Annotated in this window: 22 protein-coding genes and 1 tRNA gene; 12 read left to right on the top strand and 11 right to left on the bottom strand. The window is 40.3% G+C overall.

Annotated features, from left to right (window positions below; translation table 11 throughout):
• Positions 1-212: 212 nt before the first annotated feature.
• The 4 genes from H8744_RS18395 to H8744_RS18380 all read right to left on the bottom strand — a co-directional run bounded on the left by H8744_RS18395 (position 213) and on the right by H8744_RS18380 (position 7592).
• Complete coding sequence (locus tag H8744_RS18395; protein ID WP_262436238.1) at positions 213-1592, bottom strand: Omp28-related outer membrane protein; 1380 nt, start codon at positions 1590-1592, stop codon at positions 213-215.
• 37 nt (positions 1593-1629) lie between these two features.
• Positions 1630-3480: an Omp28-related outer membrane protein gene (locus H8744_RS18390; protein WP_262436237.1), complete on the bottom strand. Its 1851-nt coding sequence runs from the start codon at positions 3478-3480 to the stop codon at positions 1630-1632.
• A 127-nt stretch (positions 3481-3607) separates the two neighbouring features.
• Entirely contained in the window at positions 3608-5587 is a 1980-nt protein-coding gene (locus H8744_RS18385; RefSeq protein WP_262436236.1) for a T9SS type A sorting domain-containing protein, read from the bottom strand.
• Between the two features lie 181 nt (positions 5588-5768).
• A complete protein-coding gene (locus H8744_RS18380) occupies positions 5769-7592 on the bottom strand; it encodes a tetratricopeptide repeat protein (RefSeq protein ID WP_262436235.1) in 1824 nt (607 codons plus the stop codon).
• 242 nt (positions 7593-7834) lie between these two features.
• On the opposite strand from H8744_RS18380, the gene H8744_RS18375 reads away from it, so the two are divergent.
• Both H8744_RS18375 and H8744_RS18370 read left to right on the top strand, forming a co-directional pair.
• Positions 7835-8230: a hypothetical protein gene (locus H8744_RS18375; protein ID WP_262436234.1), complete on the top strand. Its 396-nt coding sequence runs from the start codon at positions 7835-7837 to the stop codon at positions 8228-8230.
• A 92-nt stretch (positions 8231-8322) separates the two neighbouring features.
• Positions 8323-8499, top strand: a complete 177-nt coding sequence (locus H8744_RS18370; protein WP_262436233.1) for a DUF4250 domain-containing protein — start codon at positions 8323-8325, stop codon at positions 8497-8499.
• A 27-nt stretch (positions 8500-8526) separates the two neighbouring features.
• Here the strand turns inward: H8744_RS18370 and H8744_RS18365 are convergent, their stop codons facing one another.
• Positions 8527-9021, bottom strand: coding sequence for a GNAT family N-acetyltransferase (locus tag H8744_RS18365; RefSeq protein WP_262436232.1), 495 nt, complete (start codon positions 9019-9021; stop codon positions 8527-8529).
• 382 nt (positions 9022-9403) lie between these two features.
• On the opposite strand from H8744_RS18365, the gene H8744_RS18360 reads away from it, so the two are divergent.
• The gene (locus tag H8744_RS18360) at positions 9404-10975 is read left to right on the top strand and encodes a ClC family H(+)/Cl(-) exchange transporter (protein WP_262436231.1); all 1572 of its coding nucleotides are present in this window, start codon (positions 9404-9406) and stop codon (positions 10973-10975) included.
• A 24-nt stretch (positions 10976-10999) separates the two neighbouring features.
• On the opposite strand, the gene nfo is transcribed toward H8744_RS18360, so the two are convergent.
• Complete coding sequence (gene nfo, locus H8744_RS18355) at positions 11000-11839, bottom strand: deoxyribonuclease IV (RefSeq protein WP_262436230.1); 840 nt, start codon at positions 11837-11839, stop codon at positions 11000-11002.
• Between the two features lie 237 nt (positions 11840-12076).
• On the opposite strand from nfo, the gene H8744_RS18350 reads away from it, so the two are divergent.
• From H8744_RS18350 to H8744_RS18335, 4 genes are all read left to right on the top strand, one after another.
• On the top strand, positions 12077-12526 hold the full coding sequence (locus tag H8744_RS18350; protein ID WP_262436229.1) for a DUF4890 domain-containing protein: 450 nt from the start codon (positions 12077-12079) through the stop codon (positions 12524-12526).
• Positions 12527-12614: 88 nt separating this feature from the next.
• Entirely contained in the window at positions 12615-13163 is a 549-nt protein-coding gene (locus H8744_RS18345; protein ID WP_262436228.1) for a DUF4738 domain-containing protein, read from the top strand.
• A 628-nt stretch (positions 13164-13791) separates the two neighbouring features.
• Complete coding sequence (locus H8744_RS18340) at positions 13792-14232, top strand: PepSY-like domain-containing protein (RefSeq protein ID WP_262436227.1); 441 nt, start codon at positions 13792-13794, stop codon at positions 14230-14232.
• Between the two features lie 20 nt (positions 14233-14252).
• On the top strand, positions 14253-14747 hold the full coding sequence (locus H8744_RS18335; protein ID WP_262436226.1) for a PepSY-like domain-containing protein: 495 nt from the start codon (positions 14253-14255) through the stop codon (positions 14745-14747).
• A gap of 10 nt (positions 14748-14757) precedes the next feature.
• Here the strand turns inward: H8744_RS18335 and H8744_RS18330 are convergent, their stop codons facing one another.
• Genes H8744_RS18330 through H8744_RS18320 form a run of 3 tightly spaced genes read right to left on the bottom strand, consistent with a single transcriptional unit; the run spans position 14758 to position 19613 of the window.
• A complete protein-coding gene (locus H8744_RS18330; RefSeq protein WP_262436225.1) occupies positions 14758-15966 on the bottom strand; it encodes an L-serine ammonia-lyase in 1209 nt (402 codons plus the stop codon).
• A gap of 38 nt (positions 15967-16004) precedes the next feature.
• The gene (corA, locus tag H8744_RS18325) at positions 16005-17057 is read right to left on the bottom strand and encodes a magnesium/cobalt transporter CorA (RefSeq protein ID WP_262436224.1); all 1053 of its coding nucleotides are present in this window, start codon (positions 17055-17057) and stop codon (positions 16005-16007) included.
• A 60-nt stretch (positions 17058-17117) separates the two neighbouring features.
• Positions 17118-19613, bottom strand: coding sequence for an endonuclease MutS2 (locus H8744_RS18320; protein ID WP_262436223.1), 2496 nt, complete (start codon positions 19611-19613; stop codon positions 17118-17120).
• A 177-nt stretch (positions 19614-19790) separates the two neighbouring features.
• Between H8744_RS18320 and H8744_RS18315 the strand changes: the two genes are divergently transcribed.
• The 5 genes from H8744_RS18315 (at position 19791) to H8744_RS18295 (ending at position 22320) form a co-directional block, all read left to right on the top strand.
• Positions 19791-19875: transfer RNA gene (locus H8744_RS18315), tRNA-Ser, on the top strand.
• Between the two features lie 326 nt (positions 19876-20201).
• Entirely contained in the window at positions 20202-21407 is a 1206-nt protein-coding gene (gene mef(En2), locus H8744_RS18310) for a macrolide efflux MFS transporter Mef(En2) (protein ID WP_005786079.1), read from the top strand.
• A gap of 24 nt (positions 21408-21431) precedes the next feature.
• Positions 21432-21944, top strand: a complete 513-nt coding sequence (gene lnu(AN2), locus H8744_RS18305; RefSeq protein WP_004308783.1) for a lincosamide nucleotidyltransferase Lnu(AN2) — start codon at positions 21432-21434, stop codon at positions 21942-21944.
• Between the two features lie 10 nt (positions 21945-21954).
• Positions 21955-22107: a GNAT family N-acetyltransferase gene (locus H8744_RS18300; RefSeq protein WP_005786088.1), complete on the top strand. Its 153-nt coding sequence runs from the start codon at positions 21955-21957 to the stop codon at positions 22105-22107.
• Positions 22108-22128: 21 nt separating this feature from the next.
• On the top strand, positions 22129-22320 hold the full coding sequence (locus tag H8744_RS18295; protein WP_004308781.1) for a GNAT family N-acetyltransferase: 192 nt from the start codon (positions 22129-22131) through the stop codon (positions 22318-22320).
• 71 nt (positions 22321-22391) lie between these two features.
• Here H8744_RS18295 and H8744_RS18290 read toward each other — a convergent pair whose 3' ends face one another.
• Together H8744_RS18290 and H8744_RS18285 are read right to left on the bottom strand one after the other, a co-directional pair.
• Positions 22392-22745 carry a nuclear transport factor 2 family protein gene (locus H8744_RS18290; protein WP_004308780.1) on the bottom strand — a complete coding sequence of 118 codons (354 nt, stop codon included), beginning with the start codon at positions 22743-22745 and terminating at the stop codon, positions 22392-22394.
• Between the two features lie 88 nt (positions 22746-22833).
• Positions 22834-24237: a hypothetical protein gene (locus tag H8744_RS18285; RefSeq protein ID WP_004308779.1), complete on the bottom strand. Its 1404-nt coding sequence runs from the start codon at positions 24235-24237 to the stop codon at positions 22834-22836.
• Between the last annotated feature and the right edge of the window lie 106 nt (positions 24238-24343).

Raw genomic sequence — 24343 nt, 5'->3', positions numbered from 1 at the left:
GCTTTCTGTCTTTGATTCATCCTCTGCCTGGAAGTTTATCTTTCGCGAGCTTTGTGTATAAAAAAAGGGGATATGGCTGTTTTGGCATATCCCCTTGTCATTAGGACGTTTTTTAGAGTCTATTTTCTTTTGTTGAATTAAAATGTATCCTACTCTGCTTATTTAGTTAACAATCCTTTTTGTCTTTTATATTGGCAAAGATTCTAACTGTTTTATAATGCTATCTTTTTTATGTAAATGTGGTTTCCAGCTACAATCCTTACCAGATAAACTCTTGAATTAAGTTGTGAATTAGCAATTTCCTTACCTTCGGTAGTATATATCTGCATGGAGTCATAGTCTCCATTAATTTTAATGATACCATCTTCAGCAAATACACTTATATCAGAGTGTTCTTGGACTTGCTCGACATCAGTCAAGGCTATTAATTTCACTTTGTCTGCATTTACAATTTCTTTCGTAGTAGACTTAATTAACAATGCTACAATTTCCAGATTCCCCTTATTCTGAATTTCATCAGGCAAAGTAAGTTCGTATGTATAAGTATAAGCTTCTCCTTTAATAATCTGAGTCGGTACACTTTTCAATGTGCCGGTATACGATTTATAAATTCCGCGTGCTACATCATCAAAATCCATTTTGACTGAGCCAGGTAAATTCTCAAAACCTCCCATTTTTCCATTTCTCCCTCCCGCATAAGCGTTGGTTTGTTTGTAGCCTGTAACTCCATTTTCGAGAACAACAAATGCTATGCTGTATGCTGCATTTCCCATTGAATGGTCGAACATTGTATTAGCATTTACCTCAACTGTTTTTTGAGCATCCGAAGTATATCGGGCCGTAACAGTAATGCCAGCATCAGTCCCTTTATCTAATTTACTTAGAAAAGCTTCTTCTAATTTTTCGAATGATGGACTAAAGACAAGTTTTTTATTCCGGTTTACGATACAACTGGGGAAATTAATGAAGTAATCAAAAATGGGGGAATAACTATTAGGCATTAACGGATCGTTGTAATGGGCTGCAATTCCGATAAATGAATCCGGGTATTTCTTTTTCATTTCCCGCATGCTTACTATGCCCATAGGACACCAACCGCACCAAGTACCTGTACCTTCTTCAACTACTACTTTATAAGGGAAGATAAATTCCTTACATATCACTATGCTCTGTTTTGCATTGTTTCCTTCATGATCCACTGCCTTTCCATTAACTTTTGATATATCAGCCTGCATGGTATATTCTCCATTTTCATAAATAGCCGGAACTTCAATCCGGAAAGTATCCAGCATATTTATGTTCAATGCCGTTTCAAAAGTTTGTGAACCCCCTTCTCTATCCCCTACAACGTATTTTATTTCGTAGCTTGTCACTGGAATAGCAGTCATGCTCTTTACCACTCCCGTTAGGGTGAAACTTTCACCAGTTTTTACCTTGCAGTCCTCAATACTAATCAGATTAAGGTTGTCAGGCATATCATCATCTTCTATTCCTGCACGAATACACAACGGACTCCATGGAGATTGTGCAAATGCCACACCTTGCAATAGCGACAGGCAACTGATTAGTGACAATAAATAAAGCTTCTTCATTTTTTTATTTCGCATGCGGGTAAAGATTATAATTTGTTTATAATGCTATCTTCTTTATGTAAATGTGATTGCCAACCACTACTCTAACTAGGTAAATTCCTGAATATAGCTGTAAATTAGCAATTTCCATGCCTTCGGTGGTATATACTTGCATGGAGTCATAGTCTCCATTAACTTTAATGATGCCATCTTCGGCAAATACATTGATATCAGAGCATTCTCGAACCTGTTCGACATCAGTCAAAGCTGTTAATTTCACTTTGTCAGCGTTTACAATTTCCTTGGTCGTAGAATCAATCAGCAATGCTATAATCTCAAGATTCCCTTTATTTTTAATTTCAGCGGGTAACGTCAATTCATATGAGTAGGTATAAGTTTCTCCTTTGACAATTGTGGTTGGCAGGCTATTTAACGTACCGGCATACGATTGGTAGATACCGCGTGCGATATCATCATAAACTATATTGACCAGAGGTGGTAAATCTTCAAAGCCACCCATAGCTCCGCGCTCGCCTCCTGCGTAATAGTTTTGCTGTTTGTAGCCTGTGACCTCGTTTTCTGTGACAACAAATGCGATACTATAAGTTGCATTTTCAGCAGAATAGCCAAATTCTGTTTGGGTATTTATTGCTACAACCTCTTGGGCTTCTGAAGTATATTGGGCAGTAACAGTAATCCCCACATCAGCACCTTTATCTATTTCCTCTAAATAAGCTTCTTCTAAATTACTGAATGTCGGGTCAAAGACATGCTTAGTCTTTCGATTGACGATACACTTGGGAAAACCAACCAAGATACCATTATCGAAAAGGGGGGAATAGCTGGTGGGTTCTAATGGATCGTCCCTATGCACTGCAATTCCGATAAATGAATCCGGGTATTTCTTTTTCATTTCCCGCACTCCCACAATACCGCGAGGACAAAAACCGCACCAAGTGGCTGTGCCTTCTTCTACTACTACTTTATAAGGATAGACATTCTCCTTATATTTCACAATACTCTGTATTATACTATTTCCTTCATAATCGTCTGCTTTCCCATTTACTTTTGATATGGCAATCTGCAATGCATATTCTCCATTTTCACTCAATGGCGGAACTTCAATTTGGAAGGTATCCAGCATGTTTGCTTTCAATACCGTTTCAAATGTTTGTGGTGCATATGTTTCTTCGCCTATAGTATATTTTATCTCATAGCTTGTCACCGGGACGGTAGTCATACTTTTCACAACGCCTGTCAGAGTAAAGCTTTCACCGGCTTTTGGTATACTGTTCTCAATACTTATCAAACTAAGGTCATTGGGCATATTGTCACCTTCTACATCTACACGAATGCACAACGAACCCCATCGTTCTGAATAGTCTTGCCATTTTCCACTAATTTCAACATATGTGCCATATTCCGATTTAAGATTTGACAAGCCAATCTGGTTGTCTCCTGTACAGATGTATCCGATGTAAAATCCTTCACCAGTAATTGTATAAGGGGTGTTCAAATTAACATCCTTCCATCCCTCGGGGGTGGTTCCAACATATTGCTTTACCAGATTCGTTCCATTCAGGTCTTGGGTGATAAACACGGAAAGCTTTGTTAATTTGCTAGATAATCCGACGTGGATGCTTTTTATCTGATCATTCTTATAGAGTATGGCTTGTTCTGGAGTAATGTAGATGGCACCGGAAAGTGTAATACCTTTCCCAAGCCCGACACTGCTCGCTATCACATCATCACAATAACCTAACTGAACCGATGATTCGGCACTACGTGCCTGTGCTTGCCTTACATCCGTTTGTAATGGACTTTTCATCAATGGATTATTTTGTGCAAATGCCACATTTTGCAATAATAGCAGGCAAATAATCAGTGGCAGTAAATAAAGCTTCTTCATATGTGAATAAATAAAGTTGGATTAATTTAATTAGAGTTCGATATAACTTTGGAATATGATAAAAACGGTTGTTTTTTTGTTTCCAATTGAATTATACCGAACTCTTACTTGTTGTATCAGATTTGTGTTATTGGATTATAAACTTTTTGGATACGAAGCGATTGTCCTTTTGGATGAGTATACAATAAATGCCTTTTTCCAATCTTGAGACATTTATGTTAGTATCGTTTGTTTCCATTAGTGTTTGTCCACTGATTGAGAAAATTCTGGCTTTATCAAAATTTCCGTCAATATGCAAAGTACCGTCCTTGCAGTTAATCGCGAAATCGTTTTCAACTGTTTCCTTTTTCACTCCCTGCTCAATAGGTTTAACCGGACATGCAACAGCATTTCTAACATCCATATTTGCATCCACAATATAACAAACTAATTTTAAATTATCCATGTTCCATGTTTTATCGGGGATGGGATACGTAGCTTCAATTAGCTGCCCGTTGCGTGGGATTTTGATTTCGTCTCCTAAATATGCAACATCAGGATTCTCGTCATTGATGAATGCTCTTGGTATGCCGTTGTGGATATATTCACCGTCGGCACCGGCTTGTTGCCCGACAACCTTATCCTCTATAAGCAGAAGAGCCATACTGGATTGGTAGATATCGGGGAATAATCCTTCTATGGCGGGTTTTGCGTCTATCTTTATCTGTAATACGTTTTGGCCAATTACTTCGTCATATATGGGTTCGCAATCCATATCTAATGAAAAATAGACATCTTCTTCATCCAGACAAGTTTCCAAATATTTTCCGAAATTCTCATCAACTAGGAACATTTCTGAAGTAGCTTGTGTTGTCTCGTTTTCATCAGCAGGCATTAATGTTCCGGGGATAGCTGATTTATGATCGATATTTACTGCCGGAATAAATGGGGAAATAGGGAAAATTTCATTGAACCAAGAATATCCTTTGATTTTATATTCATCTTTAGCTATTGCATGGTTTTGTATGAAGATGACATTTTCTTTTCGGTCGCATTTATCAATTGCGTCCATAATTATTTTTGTTGCTTCCGGACATTTATCTTCTTTAGTACTTACGATCTCTTCTACTATTACATTTTTCTGCAATCCTTTAGCCAGGCATCCGAAGGAGTTGATAAGGGTGGTAGTACTTTCTATGAAATCATCCGGTTTTCCGTTCGGATTGGATAACGTCACCTTGAGATTTCCCTTTCCCTCGTCATTTACAGGAGCTTCCACTACGTAATCATATACCTCCATAGGCTCAAGGTTGACATCGGTTATCTGTTTTGTTACCGGTGCATCTTGGTTCATTTGATAAGTGACTTCAAAAGAAGTGACAGGAAGGGCTCCTTCATTCTTGATAGTGGTTTCGACGTAAACGGTTTCACCCGGTTTGTAGTATAATTCATCTGCGGAATAGTATATTGTCCGAAGATGGTTTTGTGGGATGTTATCACCTTCAACTGTTACTCGGATTAGCGGATTATGTTCAAGTTGGACGTATGTCCACTTTTCTTTACCGACGCGACGAAGACTACCTAAATTACCATTGGATGCAGGGTCATCCCAATCGATAGCACAAGGACCGTACCAGAAATCGACTTGAACTGTGTACCAACCTATATATAGGTCGTCATCAGAATCAATAACATAAGCTTCGTCCAAGGGAACATTTTTCCAACCGATAATTTCTCTTTCATCATCTTCTTCATATGGAGGAGGAACAATGGTGTCGCATTGGAAATATTGTTTCACGACCGGCTCTTTTTCTACATCTTTACTGATAAATACATAGCTGTCTTTTCCTACGTCAAAACCTAATCCGATTTCTACATTAGTGATCTTACAGCCTTTCCATTGTTTGGCAGGGATACGAATATAAAATCTTTGTTCCCAATCCTGCTCTTTACCAATTGCTGCTCCGGACATTTCTCCGCAAAGAGAATAAAGTAATTTCTTGTCACTGCTTTCAGCTGCTTTTGCAACAGTGTTTGCCGTTTTCCCCTTTTGTACTTTAAATTGTGCATGAGCCTGAAAGGATAGTGTAAGCACTAAGCACAATGAGAGTAATAATCTTGTCTTCATACGCATTTAATTTTAAATTAGATTAATTTTGTTGGAATGTCTGGACACAAAATTAGTGGTCGTTACCATAGCAAAAGTGGACATAAAAATAAAAAATGTGTTAGCTAATCGTTTTACTACGAGTAACTTAATATACTTTTGTAAAAAAGTTGGTGGACATTTTAGCCCTAAAACAGTGGTTTTAGAAGGAACTGAGATATTCTCTCAATGCGGAGGCGCTACTTTTGCCTATCAGACTTTCTGCGATTCTCTGGCATTGTTTATAATAAGCTTCTTTGCTGAGATCGCATAATACCATGATATATCTCGGTTTTACTTCCAGACGTATCAGGCAACAGAGGCAGGTCTTTTCAGTGGATTCTTGAAGAAGTACGTGCAATCGGGATGCGAAACTGTAACATATCTCGTCCATTATGCTCATTAGCTGCTCCTGAGAATGGACACTTAACTTTTCCGTTACTACTCTTTCGATACCGAAAGCGGGAATTTTTCGGTAGAGGGGAACGGATAAAAATTGCTTCTTGAATTCCACGTAGCATAATTCTTCGTATTTTGCTTTTTGAGTCTGCAAATCGCTTTCTTGTTTCCGATACAGTTCCAATTCCTCGTCTTTCTCTTTCAGGATGAGTTCCTTTTCATTTGCTATGATGTGCAGGTCGGATTCTATCTGTTTCTTCTCATCTTCCAGTTGGTGAATTTTCTTTTGACTTAATTGGACCTGCGTGTTCCACTGCCGTGCCTTTTGGTTCAATAGCAGCAATTCATTTCTTTGTCTCAATAAAGATTGCTGTAATTTCTTTTTCTTAAAATAACTGTATATATAGATGTATGTACTCAAAAACAATAGGACGACCACAATGAATGAAATGAGTAATGAATGGGATTTCTCCTTCTCATATTTTATTTCTATACTGGCTTTTTCAGCACGCAGTTTTTCTTCATTGTACTTCTTCTGAATTTCTATCATCTCCTCGGGCATCGTGCGTGCGATCATGCTGTCGCTTAGGATAAGCAATGAATCTGCATATTCCAGAGCTGTCTGAGGATTGTTTTTCTTTTTCTCTATTTTTAATAGTTTATCATACATTGTATACCGATCATACAATCCCGAATCTGTCATGCACTTTTGTACATAAAAACTTGCCGAATCAAATTGTCCCATTCTCAAGAAAATACCTGCTTTTTTATCAAAATACTCTTGCAATTTGTTTGAATCAAGGCTGGCTTCCAGATATTCAAAGGATTTGGTGAAATTGTTATCAAACATGTAAATGGTGGATAGTTCCCTATAAATGGATAATGAAGTATTTTTAGGGGTGCTATCTGTTTGAAGGCTGATAGCTTTATTATAAAATAATATGGCACTATCCCTATATGCATGTTTATCTGAATTGTGGGAGAGAAGATCTTTCAAATTGTATGCCCGTGCTATATTTCTTAAATATTTAGGTTTATTGAGATACTTGCGTGGTAATTGATCAGTGTATTCATAGGCTTTTTTAAAAGCTTGAAGAGCATTTGATGGCAGGTTCTGCATTAGATAAATAAATCCGAGATGATTATAAGCATTGGATAGCAGTTGAAAGTTATTTGTCGTTTTTACTTTGTCGATGGTTTTCAAGATGTATACCATTGCGATCGAGTCAGCTTCCAAGGACATGCTGATTTGAGATTTGTAATAATAGGCAAGTGCCAATTTGTGTTCATCCTCATTGTTCTCATAATAGTTAATGACGGTATTAATAATGGAGTCGGAAGGAGATGCCTTTAAAAGTATATTGGTCTTAGTTTGTAATAAGTTATAATAGGCTTCATCGGCTTGGGATAATCCCCTGTTTTCAATGGCGAATTGGTGTAATAGTATTGCTGCGCTGTCCGGTTTTTCGTCAGATAAAGATTCTATATAGAAGAGTTCAGAATGTAGCTGATGCCTTTTATCAGTACAGGCTGAAAGAAAAATAATATGAAAACATATAATATAAATAAGGGGAAGCAGTGATTTCATTCTTGCATTTTTTCTGTTGTTCTCTTCTTCGACAGACAAAAATATCTTTTTTTTCTCGAAATACAATTATTATTTAAATAAAAAGGTTCGATTGCCTATACTTCTTCAAAAAAGTAACGGTATAAAGAGTAATCTTTATCGGTCTTTTTATCCATAATACAAAGATAATCTCAGAAATATTCATTAGTTTTGTTGCTCTGCTGTCATTATAATAGGAACTAATATATTGAGGAAGAAGATTTATGATTAAACAAGATTATCTGATACGAATGATTCAGGAGATTATTTCTCTAATTGTCAATGCGATATTAAATAAGAAAAAGATAAGGAAACAAGAATGGACAGAATATGACTGTCTAACTAGGCAAATTTTAGGCATACCGTCCGAACAATTGATTTGTATGGATATGCAGGAATTGATAGAGCGGTATAACGGGGATAGTAATAAGATAGGGAAAATAGAGCTTGCAGCAATGACCCTGTTAAATATTTCGGATGAAATGGAAAATACTGAACTTCTACAAAAATCCAAACTTCGTCAGGACGGGCTTCGGTTACTTCAATATGTCCAAAAGGAGAGCAATGAATATTCGATTCAGAGAGATGCATTAATTAAGTTATTAGAAACGAATGGTTAAGGAAAAAAGTATTCTTTTGAAATTGATATCTTGCTGATGAGATCGAAAAAAACTATATCTTTGCAGCCCAATTCTTTTATATCATTTTTTGTATGGAATTACCTAAAGATACAATGATGCTATTTAGCGTTATTAATATGAAACTTCGTGACAATTATAATTCTTTGGATGAATTATGTGATGATTTGAATTTGAATAAAGAAGATATTATCAGACAATTGGGAGCCGCAGGGTTCGAATACAGTGTTGAACACAACAAGTTTTGGTAAAAAGAGAAAATGAAGCAACCATTCAATTCATAGTCTCCACCAAATAGTTTCCTCTTCTTTGTACTTTATAAATCCACATCGTTCAAGAATATTTTGAGATGCTTGATTGTCAATATCTGTTTCAGCAATGATATTTAGAACATTCTTTTGTCTTAATGCCCATTTGCACATGGATTCTACGGCCTCAGTCATGTATCCATTGTGTTCAAAAGCTTTTCCTATGCCATACCCGATTTCAACCTCGCCATTTGCATTTGGAACATCTTTAAAATCTGTTGCTCCTATTACGGTCCGGTCTGTTTTGCGAAGTAACAACCAGAAGCTATGCCAAAAGTAATGCGCTTTGTCTTTTTCAGTAGCTTCGAGTTGCCCTTTTGCGATATTAAGAAACAATCCTACCATTGGTTCCCCTTGATAAGTGCAATTTAATTCTTTTTCCAATGCGTGCATATCTTCAATCCATAATTTTAGTTGATGTAGGGTTAAAGGAATCAGTTCTAAGCGTCTTGTTTGAATAATCATATTAGTTCTAAAATTAAAAAGCCGTCCTCTCTGCTTGATGTAGGTTCTTCATAATAATTCTTTTCGGCTATACAGCTGCTTAGTGTAAAAGCCAAGAACAATGTCCATGTTGGCAGGTTCTTTTTCATGATGAATTGGTATTAGTCTGTTATTTGTTTTATTGGCGCGCTGAATGTTTGTTTTGTAAGGGCATTAACTGCTAATGAACCTTCCATTTCGCAAAGATATGCATTTTATTATAAGTCAGCCGTATAGTTCGGAAATAATTTATTGGATTGTGATTAAATGAATTAGGCTTACTGCCTTTGTTTTTGAAATAGTCTTTATGTAACAAACATCTCCGCTTGTTTCATTGTTATATTGGGCAAATTATTTAGGGGGTATGTTCGAACACTGGAAAAGCCTGGAAGGTGTCAGGAAATGGCATGTCTGGAAGTTGAAACTTATTGATGCACGGTTATACTTTGTCAGTATATTCGTAGGATTGCTGACAGGGCTTATTGCTGTGCCTTACCATTATCTCTTGCAGTTCTTTTTCAATGCTCGACGTACTTTCTTTGATTCTCATCCTCATTGGTATTGGTATATTCCATTATTCTTTTTCCTTTGGGGAATCCTGATTTTTGTTTCGTGGTTGGTTAAGAAGATGCCGTTAATTACGGGAGGAGGTATTCCCCAAACGCGGGGAGTGATCAATGGGCGCATCACTTACAGGCATCCTTTTATTGAATTGGTTTCGAAGTTTGTTGGCGGTGTTCTTGTCATGTCAGCGGGCTTGTCGTTAGGGCGTGAAGGTCCTTCGGTCCAGATCGGTTCATATGTAGGCAGTCTGATATCCAAATGGGGGCGGGTTTTGGCAGGTGAGAGGAAGCAACTGTTGGCAGCCGGTGCCGGTGCGGGATTGGCGGCTGCATTCGCTGCTCCGTTGGCATCTTCTTTGTTGGTGATCGAATCGATTGAACGCTTTGATGCACCGAAAACGGCTATTACGACTTTACTTGCCGGGGTGGTAGCAAGCGGAGTGGCAAGTTGGATATTTCCGATGAATCCTTATCACTTGATTGATGCTGTAGATCCTTTATTGTCTTTTTGGTCGCAGGTAAAGTTGTTCTTGTTGTTGGCTGTAGTGATTTCCCTTTTCGGAAAGTTTTATTCAGAACTAACTCTTTATTTTAAGCGGGTTTATTCAAAAGTGAAACATTCTGTATGTATGAAGATGCTTTATTTATTGGTTGTGGCTTACGCCATTTCATTGGTAGAGGTATCGCTTACGGGAGGTGGGGAACAATTTTTATTGGGACAGGCGACTGATGGCAGTACACAGATCATGTGGGTGCTGGCTATGATGATGATTCATTTTGTCTTTACTGCTCTTTCCATCGCATCGGGGCTGCCGGGAGGCAATTTTATCCCGACGTTGGTTACGGGAGGATTGTTCGGACAGATTATCGCGTTGATATTGGTACAGAAGGGATTTATTGCTCAAGAGAACGTGAGTTATATAATGTTGGTTTGTATGTCTGCATTTTTGGTTGCTGTGATCCGCACTCCGTTGACCGCCATTGTTCTGATTACAGAAATAACCGGTCATTTTGAAGTCTTCTATCCATCTGTGGTGGTAGGCGGATTGACTTATTACTTTACGGAGCTACTGCAAATTAAACCATTCAATGTGACGCTGTATGACGATATGATAAATACTCCGGACTTTCAGCAGCAGAAGCGTTATACGCTTTCTGTCGAGATCATGACCGGATCTTATTTCGATGGAAAAGTCGTGGACGAACTTCAATTGCCGGAGCATTGCATTATTATGAATGTTCATCGCGACCGGAAAGACCTGAAACCTGCCGGGACAAGATTGATCCCGGGAGATCAGGTACAGATTGAAATGGACGCACAAGATATTGAAAAGCTGTATGAACCGTTGGTCAGTATGGCCAATATCTATTGATTGCCCTTTTAACCGAGACTGGAATTATTTTTCCGATTGTTCGCGCAACCAGGCTATTTCTTCAGGCCACAATGCTTCATCTATCGTTTCCAATATCAATGGCATATTGTCAAATCTGCTGTCACGCATCAGCTTCTCGAAGAATGGGAAGCCGATCAGTCCCTTGCCGATACTGTCATGGCGGTCGACCCGGCTACCTAATTCTTTTTTGGAATCATTCAGATGCATTCCCCGTAAATAATGGAAACCTACTACTTCGTCAAATTCCCGGAACACCGCTTCATAATCATCGAGCAAGTCATATCCGGCTGTAAAAGTATGACAGGTGTCCAAGCATACCCCGATCCGGGATTTATCTTCTACGCGGTCGATTATATACCTTAACTGCCAAAATTCATTTCCGAGATTGCTGCCTTGCCCGGCAGTGTTTTCAATGACGGCGGTCACACCTTTCGTCTTATCCAAGGCTATGTTGATACTTTCCGCAATGAGACTGAGGCAATCTTCTACCGGTATTTTGTTTAAGTGGCTGCCGGGATGGAAATTGAGTAATTTCAAACCCAATAGTTCACAACGTTGCATCTCATCGAGGAAGGCTGCACGGCTCTTTTCAAGTCCTTCTTCTTCCGGATGTCCCAGATTGATAAGGTAACTATCATGTGGAAGGATGTACTCCGGTTGAAAGCCATACAACTTGCAGTTTTCTTTAAATAGCCGGATACTATCTTCGGTCAATGGTTTGCTTACCCACTGACGTTGGTTTTTAGTAAAGAGGGCGAAGGCGTTAGCGCCTATCTCGTGTGCATTGACCGGTGCATTTTCCACACCGCCAGAGGCACTGACATGTGCTCCGATATATTTCATCTTGTTTCTTTATTCATTATTTTGTAAACAAAGGTAAGGAAATCTTTTGGCTTATCCAATAGAAGATTTCTATCAGTTGATTGGAACAACAAAATGATAGGTTTTCTTAAAACATCCCTGCAAATCGTTTATATATTGTTAAAACGATTGTCGGGATTAAACTTCCTGTCCTGTATTCGGTCATATACCCAGTTGCAACCAATGAATAATAGTATTAACTAAAAAGAAGAAGTAAAGATGAAAAGAATAGTTTTTTTTATGGTAACCCTGTTTTTAATGGGTGGAGTGATGATGGCGCAAGGACCGCGTGATGGAAAGAAAATGGATCCGAAAGCACGTGCTGAGAAGATGACGGAACGCATGGCGAAGGAGCTTTCATTGAACGATACCCAGAAGCAACAGCTACTTGAGTTGAATTTGGCTCAAACTGAGAAGATGTGTAATAAAGCTTCCATGTCTAAGGATCAGAAATGTGATAAAAAAGGGAAGGGAAAGGCATCTGAAATGACGAAGGAAGACCGTAAAAAGATGCGTGAAGAGATGAGGGCTTCCCGTGATGCGTATGATGCACAATTGAAGAAGATTCTTACTAATGAACAGTATGAGTCATATACGAAGAAGCAGGCCGAACACATGCAGAAGATGCGGAATGGCCATAAGTCACGGGATGGGCAGAAACGTAAATAATCCCTTTGGTGAATAATCAGGTCATATGCTTGTGTAATTCCGTGTCTTTTTGTTCCTTTGCCCGGTAATTCAAAAAACAGTCTGAGAGATGAAGAAACTTATATATCTGTTTCTCGTGCCGGTGCTGGCAGTTATCGTTTCTTGCGGTAATAAGAATAGTAATAAAAACGAAGGATCGCTTCTTGCGATGCTGGATAGTACGGATGCGCATGGACTTCAACGGATGCAGTCGTCGAAAGCAGAGGTAGATATTAAATTCAAAGGAAAAGAATACCATTCTTTGATTTCACGAACACCGGACGAGGAGTTGTCACATGTGACTAGCCCTTCGGGTGATACATACGTCGATAATAAAATAACACTTCGTCTGACCCGTGGTAGTGAACCGGTATTCAACAAAACTTTTACTAAGCATGATTTTGCTTCCGTGGTAGGGGATGATTTCCTGTCTAAATCTATTCTTGAAGGAATGGTTTATAATAAGACTACCCCTTCAGGGATCGTTTATGCAGCCAGCGTTTGTTATCCGCAAACGGATTTATATGTCCCTCTGTCCATTACCATTACCGCTGATGGGAAGATGACCATTTTGAGAGAGGAGTTTTTGGAAGAGGCATATGATGTAGACAGTATTTAGTTCTCTGATGTTTTCGGTGCGTTTATGCACAAATATGATAGTTTTAAAAAGAGTAAAAGGCAGCCCTTGAGATCATTCAGGTGGCTGCTTTTTGTTATGTCGATGTCCTCTTTATGGAACAAAGTTCCGCATCTTAGGAAGTAGGTGTACTGCCTGTTCAGTTACTAGCTGTTTATCCTTCCTTGAAAGGAAACGTTGCGTAGCATACCGGGATGTGTTGTCAGACACCCCCATGTCTCGCAGCTTTACACCCCCATGTTTCACTGCTTTACATGGGGGTGTAAGGCTGCGAGACATGGGGGTGTCTGACATCCTATATTCCCGGCTTCATGACGATTGGTTTATAACATATGGGTGGTTAGGTCGTACCTTCCGTCATATAGAGCTAGGAACCTCCGGTTACATCGAAGCCGAAACCAAGATGATTTATCGTAGAAAGCTCGTTGGTTAGGTTAGCTTTTCGTTGTGTCAAACTTGCATGTAGCTTTTCTCTATTTCCATATATTGGTTAAAGAAACCAAAAAACGCTTTTCTCCTTCTGGATTCCTAAATCTTTCCAGATTCCGTGTCGTTATTTGCAGTACGAAATCAGAATAAATAATAGTACTAACATTAACAAATAACGATTATGAAAAAGATTTTATCGATTCTCGTGATGGCTATTGTAGCCGTTCAGTTTGCATTTGCCGGTGATGTAATAACTAAAGACATGAACCAGCTTCCTCTTCCGGCACGTAACTTCATCAACCGCCATTTCACTAAACCGGTAGTAAAGCATATCAAGATCGATAGCGATATCATGTCTAAAAAGTATGAAGTGGTTCTTGCCAACGGAACGGAGATTGATTTTGATAGCAAAGGAAATTGGGAGGAAGTCGATGCTAAAAAGGGAAAGGTTCCCGCAACGATTATTCCGTCTTTTGTCACCGATTATTTGAAGGCTAATAATTTTACAAATGAATATGTCACTAAGATTGAAAGAGACCGCAAAGGGTTTGAAGTAGAACTGAATACTGATATTTCTTTCAAATTCGATAAGAACGGCAAGTTCCGTAAGGCGGACGATTAATTTAGATTGATTCCTTGACTATGATTAAATTTAAGATGAATATACTGACCGTCATATTGCTGGCGGTCGTATTTGCTTTTGGTTCGTGTAGTAATGCGGACGATGATTATCTGCCACCTAATTCCGATATTGTGACTGCATTGCATGAACTTTATCCTGGAGTAAAAGATATAGAGTGGAGCCAGAAGGGAGTATATTATGTAGCCGATTGTTGGGTAGATGGCAATGAGTTGGATGTCTGGTTTGATGCGAATGCAAATTGGGTAATGACAGAGCAAGAGCTTTTTGAAGAACAGCTTCCTGAAGCTGTCAATACTGCTTATTTGGAAAGTAATTATGCCGATTGGGTGATAGATGATATAACGAAATTGACTTATCCCTCAAAAGCGGAAGAGTATTTGCTCGAAGTACAGCGAGGCACTCAGGAGAGAGCATTGTATTATTCTGCTTATGGCGGACTTCTCAAGGAAAAGGATATTACGGGTGCGGACTTTACGCATTGGCCGGAAATGTGAGGAATATTCCTCACATTTGCTGGTAATCTTTTGCCAGTCCCCCTTCGCTGGTTTCTTTATAAAGTGAAGGCAGATCGCGACCGGTCTGTTTCATCACCTGCACCACTTTGTCGAAAGAGACGCGGTGCATGCCATCGGTGAACGAAGAATAGATGTTAGCATCCAAGGCACGGGCGGCCGCATAAGCGTTACGTTCGATGCAGGGTATCTGTACCAATCCGCATACAGGGTCGCAAGTCATTCCGAGATGATGCTCCAATCCCATTTCTGCTGCATATTCTATTTGTGAGGGGCTGCCTCCGAACAATTGGTTGGCTGCTGCGGAAGCCATGGCACATGCCACGCCTACTTCTCCCTGACAGCCTACTTCGGCACCAGAGATGGAAGCATTAGCTTTTACAATGTTGCCTACCAGACCGGCCGTTGCTAACGCCCGAAGAATACGGGTGTCACTGAATTCTCGGCTTTTATGCAGATGATAGAGTACAGCGGGCATCACTCCGCATGAGCCGCAAGTAGGAGCTGTTACGATCTTGCCACCGGAAGCATTCTCTTCGCTCACGGCAAGGGCATATGCGAATACAAGACCTCTTGATTGCAGCGAATGCTTATATCCTGTGGCACGTATGTAATATGTCGAAGCCTTGCGACGCAAGTTTAAGGGACCGGGCAAGACGCCTTCTTCCTCCAGACCGCGATGAATGGCCTCTTTCATCGTTTTCCATACCTCGTTCAGATAATCCCAAATGTCGGTATCTTCACATTCTCTGACATATTCCCAATAACTTCTTCCTGTTTGTTCGCACCATTCCAGTATTTTGGTCATACTGCTCATGGCATATACTTCCGGGCTTTCGATGGAAGGACTGTCGTTGTTCTCAGCGAGTGCCCCGCCTCCGATACTGTAGACCGTCCAATTTTCAGTCAGCTTGCCAGCTTCATTGAAAGAGGCGAACGTCATTCCATTGGGATGGAAGGGAAGGAAAACCTTGGGTTGCCAGACGATCTCTACAGGTGCAGTGAGTTTTAATGTGTCAATGATGGCCACATCAGTCATGTGGCCTTTACCCGTAGCAGCAAGACTCCCGTAAAGAGTTACCTTGAAGCGTGCAGCGTCCTGATGCCGGGCTAAGAACATTTCGGCAGCTTTGCGCGGCCCCATCGTGTGGCTACTAGAAGGCCCTGTCCCGATGCGATATAATTCCTTGATTGATTTCATTTTATTTCGTTCTTAATATTTTCTTTTCTTTCTTCTTCTCAATTCCATTTCTTTTTACGGAAAAAAGCATAAACTATCATGCCTATGACTACCATCAATAACCAGGCGAACCAATAACCATACTTCCAATCCAGTTCGGGCATGAACTTAAAATTCATGCCCCACACGCCAACCAGGAAAGTCAGCGGGATAAAAATGGTCGAGACAATGGTCAATCGCTTCATAATGTCGTTCATGCGCAGATCATTATTTGAGATGTAGAGATCTACCAGTGAAGAAAGTGTCTCGCGGCATATTTCGATAGTTTGTAATACGAATTGAAGATGGTCGTTTACGTCATTAAAGAAAGCCCGGTTTACTTTGTGCATCAATGAGCTTTCTCCTCGGAGCAGTTTGATATACTGCTCTTTTAGCGGAAGGATGGATTTCTTCATAAGCATGTATTGGCGGCGGAGCGATTGTATCTGTATGCCGATATCATTTCCCTCGCTGACAGTAAGTAACTCTTCTTCCAAATCCTCCAGTGCATTGTCAATGTCAGATATCATGACCATGTAGTTGCCAATCACACTGTTCAGAAGTACGCTTAGCAGGTAGTCGCTTTGTCTGTTACGTATCTTTAAAACGTCATTGCGCAGGGCAGCGCTGACTTCATCAAAGAAATCCGTTTCGTTCTCCAGGAAAGTGAGTACGAAGTTCGTCCCCAAAATGATGCACACTTGTTGCTGGTTCAGCTCGTCCATTCCATCTTCCTCTGTCTTTAGAGCCGGACTGAATATTTTCAATATAAGCACGATATAGTTATCGTGTTCTTCAATTTTCGTAGGATGATCAGCATTAAGAATATCCTGCAAGATAAGGAAATCTATTTCGAAATAGCTGCATATTTCACGGATGGTTTCAGTGTTCCTCATGCCATGCACTTGCAGCCAGTTGATACGATCATTATTCAGGGAAGAACTGATCTCTTGGAAGGTTTTCCCGGTCACCTCCTGTATCTCGCTGGCATTGTATGTGCAGAGATGCAGATGGGTAGGAGTCTGGCTCTCACCCGTGTAGATTAGTTTCTCACTCAGCAGGTTATTCTTCATGTCTTTTTCTTATTTATATCTCCCATATGTAACGCTTTTCTTAGAGAAGAAGTTGTTTCTTCAACTCAGATCTACTACCGTAATTCCGGCACCACCGAACTGTACGTGTTCGTCGGCGAAGTGGCGGACTCCGGGCACAGTCTCCAGATATTGCCGAATCAACGTGCGGAGAATTCCTGTACCTGTACCATGCAAGATACGTACACGCCCCATGCCAACTAATATGGCATCATCGATGAAATAGGTTACCGCTTGCAGGGCTTCATCGCCTCGCATTCCTCTCACGTCGATGTCTTGTTTGAAGTTCAGTTTCTTTTCATACATCTGATCGTGTGTCTGAGAACTGACAAAGGTGCTTTTTACTGTTTCTTGTTTTTGTGGAGTAGCATTGGTACGATCCAAGCGTTCCAGTTTGGCGGTCGTTTTAATGCTTCCGAAAGCAACGACGGCATTTTTCCCGTTTATCTCCAAAACTTGGCCTACACTGGTTTGTCCCTTCAGTTTCACATAATCACCTACTGCAATGGGTTGCACTGCCGGTGTTAGAGAGGATTGTTGCTTTTCGTCCGGAGCGGATTGCTTCTTCTCTTTTTTCCGGTTCTGTTTCTCTCTCAGTTTCTCCATCTTTCGGGCGATTTTATCTTCCTGTTCTTTGAGGGTAGACTCAGCAATGGATGTACGGAAATCGTTCAATTCCTGTCTTATCAGGCGCGTCTTCTCCTTTTCGGCTTGCGCCTCTTTGATGGTACGTATGGTGTTTTCGATTTTAGCGTTTGACTCTTGCAGCAGTCGTTCGGCTTCCTCTTTTGCCTGGCGGATTATTTCTTTTCGCGATTTATATAACTCTTCCACCTCCTTTTCATACCGTGCAATGGTCTCTTCCATATGTTTTTCCCGTTGGCGGATGGTTTGGCGTTTTCCTTCCCAATAACGCTTGTCACGAACGATATCCTGCAAATATTTATCCGCATTGATATATTCGCTGCCTACTATTTGGGATGCATCGGCTATGACATCTTCCGGCAATCCGATCTTTCGTGCGATCTCCACAGCAAAAGAACTTCCGGGATTGCCTATTTGTAATTGGAAAAGTGCCTGCATCAGATGCCGGTCGTAGAGCATGGCACCGTTTACTACTCCTTCATTGTCTTCGGCAAAATGTTTCAGGTTCTGGTAGTGTGTAGTTATCACTCCGAAAGTCTTCTTCTCGTTAAAACGTTTCAATACCGCTTCCGCAATCGCTCCTCCGATTTGAGGCTCTGTTCCTCCTCCGAACTCATCGATCAGGATGAGGCTACGTTCATTACAGCTTTTCATCATCACTTTCATGTTGGTCAGATGTGATGAATAAGTACTTAAATCGTCTTCAATAGATTGTTCATCGCCTATATCGATAAAAATATTACTGAATATTCCGGCATGACTACGTTCATGCATCGGTACCGGCATGCCACATTGCAACATGTATTGCAATAATCCTACTGTTTTCAGGCAAACGGATTTACCACCTGCATTAGGACCGGAGATGATGAGAATGCGTTGTTTCTGATTTAGCTCGATGTCCAAAGGTACCACTTTCTTATCATGTTTAGACAAAGAAAGTTGTAATAGTGGATGTACCGCCATCGTCCAGTCAAGCAGTTGTTCTCTTTCAAGAGAAGGTTTCAATGCATTGGTTTGTATGGCGAAATGGCTTTTGGCCCGTATGAAGTCGATTTCTGCGAGGAATTCATACGATTGTAAAATCTCTGGAATAGAAGGACGTAATACGTTTGAAAACTCAGACAGGATACGAATAATTTCCCGCCTCTCTTCACTTTCCAATTCACGGATGCGATTATTGGCTTCCACTACTTCTGCCGGTTCGATAAATACAGTTTTGCCACTTGCCGATTCATCATGGACGATTCCTTTTATTTTCCTTTTAAGTCCGGGTGCGACCGGGATGACAAGACGCCCGTCACGCATTGCAGGTGCCACGTCCTTATCGACATATCCTTCTGATTGTGCATTGCGCAGAATATTGTTAAGAGAACGGGAGATGCTTCCCATGGTGCTTGCAAGTTCCCGCCGGATACGAGCCAGTTCGCTGGAAGCATTGTCTTTTATCTTCCCATATTTATTCAGTATTCCATCAATCTTTCCTATGAGTTGCGGGAACACGGTGATGTCACCCGCCAGCTTCTTAAGGTTAGGATAGGGAGAGTCGTTTTCCTCCCCATTGTGGCTCAAAAAACGCACGATATCACGGATTGTTTCTAACGAACGCCTGAGATCGAACAGCTCCTGTTCATCCATATACATGCCTTCAATACGGACACGTTTCAATGATGGACGTACATCAAAAAAGTATTGATCAGGAAATCCGTCTTCTTCCTGTATGATTCGAATGAATTCTATAACTTGGTTTAGCTGTTCCTCTACCGTTTCATACTGATCGGAGAAATTCATATCCATCACTCGTTCTTCGCCTAATGGACTGAGACACTTCTCTTTCAATAATTGACGTATCTGATCGAACCCTATCTTTTGCTCAAAATTTTGAGGATATATCATGTGGCTTATGGTTATCTGTTTATAACATTATGTCTGGAGTTACTTAATCAATCTCCAATTAATGCAGCAAAAATACAATTATTTAGCGAAAAAATCATCAGAATGCTTGCGGATTTAAAAAAGATGCGTACCTTTGCACCGCTTTCATCGGAAAGTACTTCTGAAAACAGGAGTTTTGGAGAGGTGGCAGAGTGGTCGATTGCGGCGGTCTTGAAAACCGTTGTACTGCGAGGTACCCGGGGTTCGAATCCCTGTCTCTCCGCAACAAACGCTGAAAATCAGCAGATTGCAAAACAAACACCCAGTTTTACACCCAAGAATGTAAAGTCGGTGTTTTTGTTTTATTTAAGATAATACAACCACTACATAATAAAAGAGTAGCGATATTAAAAGAATCCGATGAGAAAAGACTAATATTTATCTATCCATTCAGTTTGATTTTTCAGGACTTTACATCGTCCTGAAAGTATTTGTTATTGTATTCCAACGTCAGGAGTGGATTATAATACAAGTTTTTTGTGTGGATAGAATTTCGTTTTGCTTAATGTACGAAAGTACTTATCTATAAACGCATGAAATATTAGCACAATGAATCATTGGAAATCAACTTTGGCCGTGATAGGAATAGGCCAACTCATATCTATTTTAACAAGTACGATTGTTGGCTTCTCCATTATTTTTTGGATTAGCAACGAATTTAAATCCCCGACAGCTTTATCTCTGGCTATTTTAGCTGGATTTTTACCACAATTTGTATTAGGCTTGTTTGCCGGGGTCTATGTTGACAGATGGAATCGAAAGAAAACGATGTTTTATTCGGACTTGTTCATCGCGTTCTGTACCCTATGTCTTTTTATTGTGATAACCAAGGGTTATAAAGACCTTTCTTTTTTTTATCTATTGACTGCTTGTCGTTCAATAGGCAGTACGTTTCATGCACCTGCTTTACAGGCAAGCATCCCTCTACTGGTTCCCAAGCACCATCTTGTCAGGGTATCAGGTTTGTACCATTCCATTCAATCCTTCAGTGAGGTGATAGCTCCCGTTGTAGGGGCAAGCCTCGTTGTTTGGCTTCCCATACAGTATATTCTGCTCATAGATGTGATCGGAGCTGTTGCTGCTTGTCTGACCTTACTTTGTGTCCAGATTCCTTCTCTTCAAAAAACGAAAGTTCTTCCAGATTTCAAAAAAGAACTGACGGAATGTTGGCATACCTTGCGGCGTACAATGGGCATTTTGCCTTTATTCGTATGCTTTACGCTGGTGACTTTTGTCCTTATGCCTGTTTTTACGTTATTTCCTTTTATGACGCTTCTGCATTTCAACGGAAACATTTTGCAAATGGGAGTTGTGGAAATGGGTTGGGGCTCAGGGGCATTGTTGGGCGGTTTAGTACTTGCCTGTAAGGCTTTGAAAAGCAAGCAAACATTAGTGATGCATACGGCTTATGTGATATTGGGATTGTATCTGATTAGCGCCAGTTATTTACCATCAAGCGCATTTATAGGTTTTGTTTGCCTAACATTTACAGGAGGCATAGCCTATTCCATTTACCATGCGCTTTTCATCGCTATTATTCAGCAGAACTTGGCTTCGGACATGCTTGGACGGACTTTTTCTCTCATCTTTAGTTTGAGTACCTTTCCATCAATGCTGGGTATCGTAGCTTCAGGATATTGGGTGGAAGCATGGGGTATCACATCCGTCTTTATGATCAGCGGATGGGTTATCTTTCTGATTGGAGTGGGTGCAAATTTTATTTCTTCAATCAAGCAGTTGGATAATTACGCATAGTATTATTTATTAAAGAATTATTATATGACAAAGAAAGAACACACTACGATTACAGAGTTATTTCAAGTTTTGGACTTGTTGGAAAGCCTGGACATGCAGTTTTGGTTGGATGGAGGCTGGGGAGTGGATGTCTTGTACGGACAGCAAACCCGCTTGCATAGAGATATTGACATTGATTTTGATGCCAATTATACAGACCAACTCCTTGATCTTTTGCAGGAGAGAGGATATCAAATTGAAACAAATTGGTTGCCCACCCGTGTGGAACTGTATAGCAAAGAATTAGGCTATATTGATATCCATCCTTTTGTCTTGAATGCGGACGGCACTTCCAAACAAGCCGACTTGGATGGAGGCTGGTATGAATTTCAACCGGACTATTTTGGAACAGCAGTCTTTGAAGGCAGAAGCATCCCTTGCATTTCTGCAAAAGGGCAACAAGTATTCCATTCGGGCTACGATTTAAGAGAGAAGGATATTCACGATTTATCTATAATTAAACAATGTATAACAACAATGAGCCTAACAATTAGATAAGAACAAGAAAATGACAGAAAAACAAATTGTCTGGTATATCTTACTTACAGAAGTAAAGATAGACAGTGACACCCAGTCTGTCACATCCCTGAGTGTAGCTCCATTGGCAGTCTTGCCGGAATTCCAGCGTAAGGGAATTGGGGGGGGGATGTTGATTCAGTAAGCCCATCAGAGGGCAGCACTTTTGGGTTACGGCACAGCAGTCGTATTGGGGCATAAAGAGTATTATCCTCGATTTGGCTATCGCAAGGCTATCGATTTAGGAATTGAATTTCCTTTCGAAGTCTCTCATGAATATTGCATGGTGGCTGAATTAATACCTGGAGCTACTGAGAATGTGAAAGGTATGGTTTGTTATCCAACTGACTTTAAATAGTTTAACAAGTAAAATTCATTATATAACTCGGACTGGGTATTTCAATTTCCCAGTCCGTATTCTGATAGTACTTATTCAATTGGAAGATTGTGTTGCTTCAAGAATGAAAGTTTATCCCAATACCCTCTTTGAAAGACGATTTTGTTATCTTTTACATGAAAAAATCCGCATCCACGAAGTCCAAGAGAGTCTTTCCATTCCATGATAGCCCATTCGCCATCTTCAAAAATATTTTCCACCATACAAACCATTTTAGCAGTGGCAAATTCATTCACAAACATTTTGTAGATTGATTCTTTACCTATTATTGGTTCGTTTGCGACTTGATGATTTACTGCATTAGTAGCATACAGCTCTGCTATATGATAAGCATCTGCTTTGTTAAAGCAATCTATCCATTTTTCCAAAACTTCTTTAGGCTTCATTTTTTATAAATTCTTAGGATTTTGATTCTGTAATAAAAACAATCTGTTTGGATGCATAGATACTTGATTTTATTAATAATAGGCTATTCTATATTCTAAATCCTCTGGATTTTTGCTCTCTCTGCACCGAGTTACGTAGATTCTGCTGTAACTTTTCCCATTGTTCCTTAAACCATTGTACTATGGGTTGTCGGTTTATGGTCAGCATAAGCTTACCACTATCCATCGGATGTTTCTCAACCCTAAAAATATCATTCTTGATGTCAAATTTCCACCTGTGTTCTTCGGAATAAATTTTGCCACTACATTGTATGGATTCTTTCTTTGTCAAGAGGTTTTCTATCATGTCTTTGGTAAACCCGATAACAGCGCATAATTTTTCCATTCTCAACATCTCTTTGAACATGGGAAACCATTTGTGGGCTTTTTCAAGCAAGGTGCTCAATCGTGATATTTCCTTGTCTTTGGCTTCAAGTTCTTGATTATGTATTCTTTGAAGATTACGAATTTGTCTGCTATGCTGTTCCTGTATTTGTTGTATCTGAATTTTTAATTCATCAGTAGCTTTGTCCCGTTTGGTAATTTCCTGATGTAGCTGCTCGATGTGATGTTCCAGTTCTTTCAGCTTACCGCTTCCGAAAAGAGAACCTACACCGCTTGCTATGGCGGTAGCAGCATTGGTGGCTGTTTTCTTTAGTTTGTCCGTGCGTATCTCTGCTTTTACCTGTTTGAGTTCCTGTTCGGCAAGGCTTACTTGTTGTTCCTTGTGTCGCTTGGTTTCCTCTATACGTTGCAGTTCGGCTTTCTGCTTCTCAATGATGAAATCATTTCGTTCCAGATGCTCTTTACCTGTGACAGCTTTTGCCTGTCCACGTTCCATCAGGAGAATATCGGAAGCAAGGGTCTGCATGGTTGCCATATCCTCGTCATTGAGCTTTCGGCTCTTTCCAGTTTCATGGTTCATCCAGTCGAATACGACATGAGCATGATAATTTGGTTTGAACCATCTGTTACCGACTTGGAAGCTCTCCTTGTCTTCTGCTTCCGGCTGACCGTTCAGCCAATGCCCTTCGTCTTTATGCAGGAAAATCTGTAGCGGAGTGATGCCCCAGCGTCTTTGGCACTCTTCACCGAATTTGCGTACATCAGCCAGTGTGGTGTCCGGTCTGATAAGCAATACTCCTTCACGGATGGGTGAGCATCCCGCCACCTTGATAATCTTTCCATTCTTTCCCTTGCGTTCCCTTTCCTTTTCCTGCATGGCACGTCCGGTCTTTTCCTTGACCATTTGCTTGATATTGTCATAATGAGTTCGCAGTTCGGGAGTGCCGAAGTCGGGATTTATCCACTGTTCGTTATCGGTGGAAAGTTCGGGAACGACATAGATTCTGGACTCCCCGATATTACGCATATACTCGGCAGTCCTTCGGTTGTGTGCCTCGCTCGATGCGATGTTGCAAGGCTTGATATGTATGCTTGATTTTGTTGCCATAGCTTCTTTCCTTTGTTTACAATTGATTTACTTTGCTCGCTTTCGCAGAGGGGTTCTTAGGGGTAACCCATAAGCGGAGATTGCAAAGAGAGGGTCACTCTTTGCT

This window comes from Jilunia laotingensis, from assembly GCF_014385165.1.
In the GTDB taxonomy this organism is placed as follows: domain Bacteria; phylum Bacteroidota; class Bacteroidia; order Bacteroidales; family Bacteroidaceae; genus Bacteroides; species Bacteroides laotingensis.
This window is presented reverse-complemented; position numbering and strand designations above follow the sequence as displayed.

Coding starts and splice junctions, on each gene's coding strand:
- H8744_RS18300 (WP_005786088.1), top strand. CDS start 21,955: ATGACAGAAAAACAAATTGTCTGGTATATCTTACTTACAGAAGTAAAG.
- H8744_RS18380 (WP_262436235.1), bottom strand. CDS start 7,592: ATGAAATCACTGCTTCCCCTTATTTATATTATATGTTTTCATATTATT.
- H8744_RS18340 (WP_262436227.1), top strand. CDS start 13,792: ATGAAAAAGATTTTATCGATTCTCGTGATGGCTATTGTAGCCGTTCAG.
- H8744_RS18290 (WP_004308780.1), bottom strand. CDS start 22,745: ATGAAGCCTAAAGAAGTTTTGGAAAAATGGATAGATTGCTTTAACAAA.
- nfo (WP_262436230.1), bottom strand. CDS start 11,839: ATGAAATATATCGGAGCACATGTCAGTGCCTCTGGCGGTGTGGAAAAT.
- H8744_RS18345 (WP_262436228.1), top strand. CDS start 12,615: ATGAAGAAACTTATATATCTGTTTCTCGTGCCGGTGCTGGCAGTTATC.
- H8744_RS18330 (WP_262436225.1), bottom strand. CDS start 15,966: ATGAAATCAATCAAGGAATTATATCGCATCGGGACAGGGCCTTCTAGT.
- H8744_RS18375 (WP_262436234.1), top strand. CDS start 7,835: ATGATTAAACAAGATTATCTGATACGAATGATTCAGGAGATTATTTCT.
- H8744_RS18335 (WP_262436226.1), top strand. CDS start 14,253: ATGATTAAATTTAAGATGAATATACTGACCGTCATATTGCTGGCGGTC.
- H8744_RS18390 (WP_262436237.1), bottom strand. CDS start 3,480: ATGAAGAAGCTTTATTTACTGCCACTGATTATTTGCCTGCTATTATTG.
- H8744_RS18370 (WP_262436233.1), top strand. CDS start 8,323: ATGGAATTACCTAAAGATACAATGATGCTATTTAGCGTTATTAATATG.
- H8744_RS18385 (WP_262436236.1), bottom strand. CDS start 5,587: ATGAAGACAAGATTATTACTCTCATTGTGCTTAGTGCTTACACTATCC.
- H8744_RS18320 (WP_262436223.1), bottom strand. CDS start 19,613: ATGATATATCCTCAAAATTTTGAGCAAAAGATAGGGTTCGATCAGATA.
- H8744_RS18285 (WP_004308779.1), bottom strand. CDS start 24,237: ATGGCAACAAAATCAAGCATACATATCAAGCCTTGCAACATCGCATCG.
- corA (WP_262436224.1), bottom strand. CDS start 17,057: ATGAAGAATAACCTGCTGAGTGAGAAACTAATCTACACGGGTGAGAGC.
- H8744_RS18360 (WP_262436231.1), top strand. CDS start 9,404: ATGTTCGAACACTGGAAAAGCCTGGAAGGTGTCAGGAAATGGCATGTC.
- H8744_RS18395 (WP_262436238.1), bottom strand. CDS start 1,592: ATGAAGAAGCTTTATTTATTGTCACTAATCAGTTGCCTGTCGCTATTG.
- H8744_RS18365 (WP_262436232.1), bottom strand. CDS start 9,021: ATGATTATTCAAACAAGACGCTTAGAACTGATTCCTTTAACCCTACAT.
- H8744_RS18350 (WP_262436229.1), top strand. CDS start 12,077: ATGAAAAGAATAGTTTTTTTTATGGTAACCCTGTTTTTAATGGGTGGA.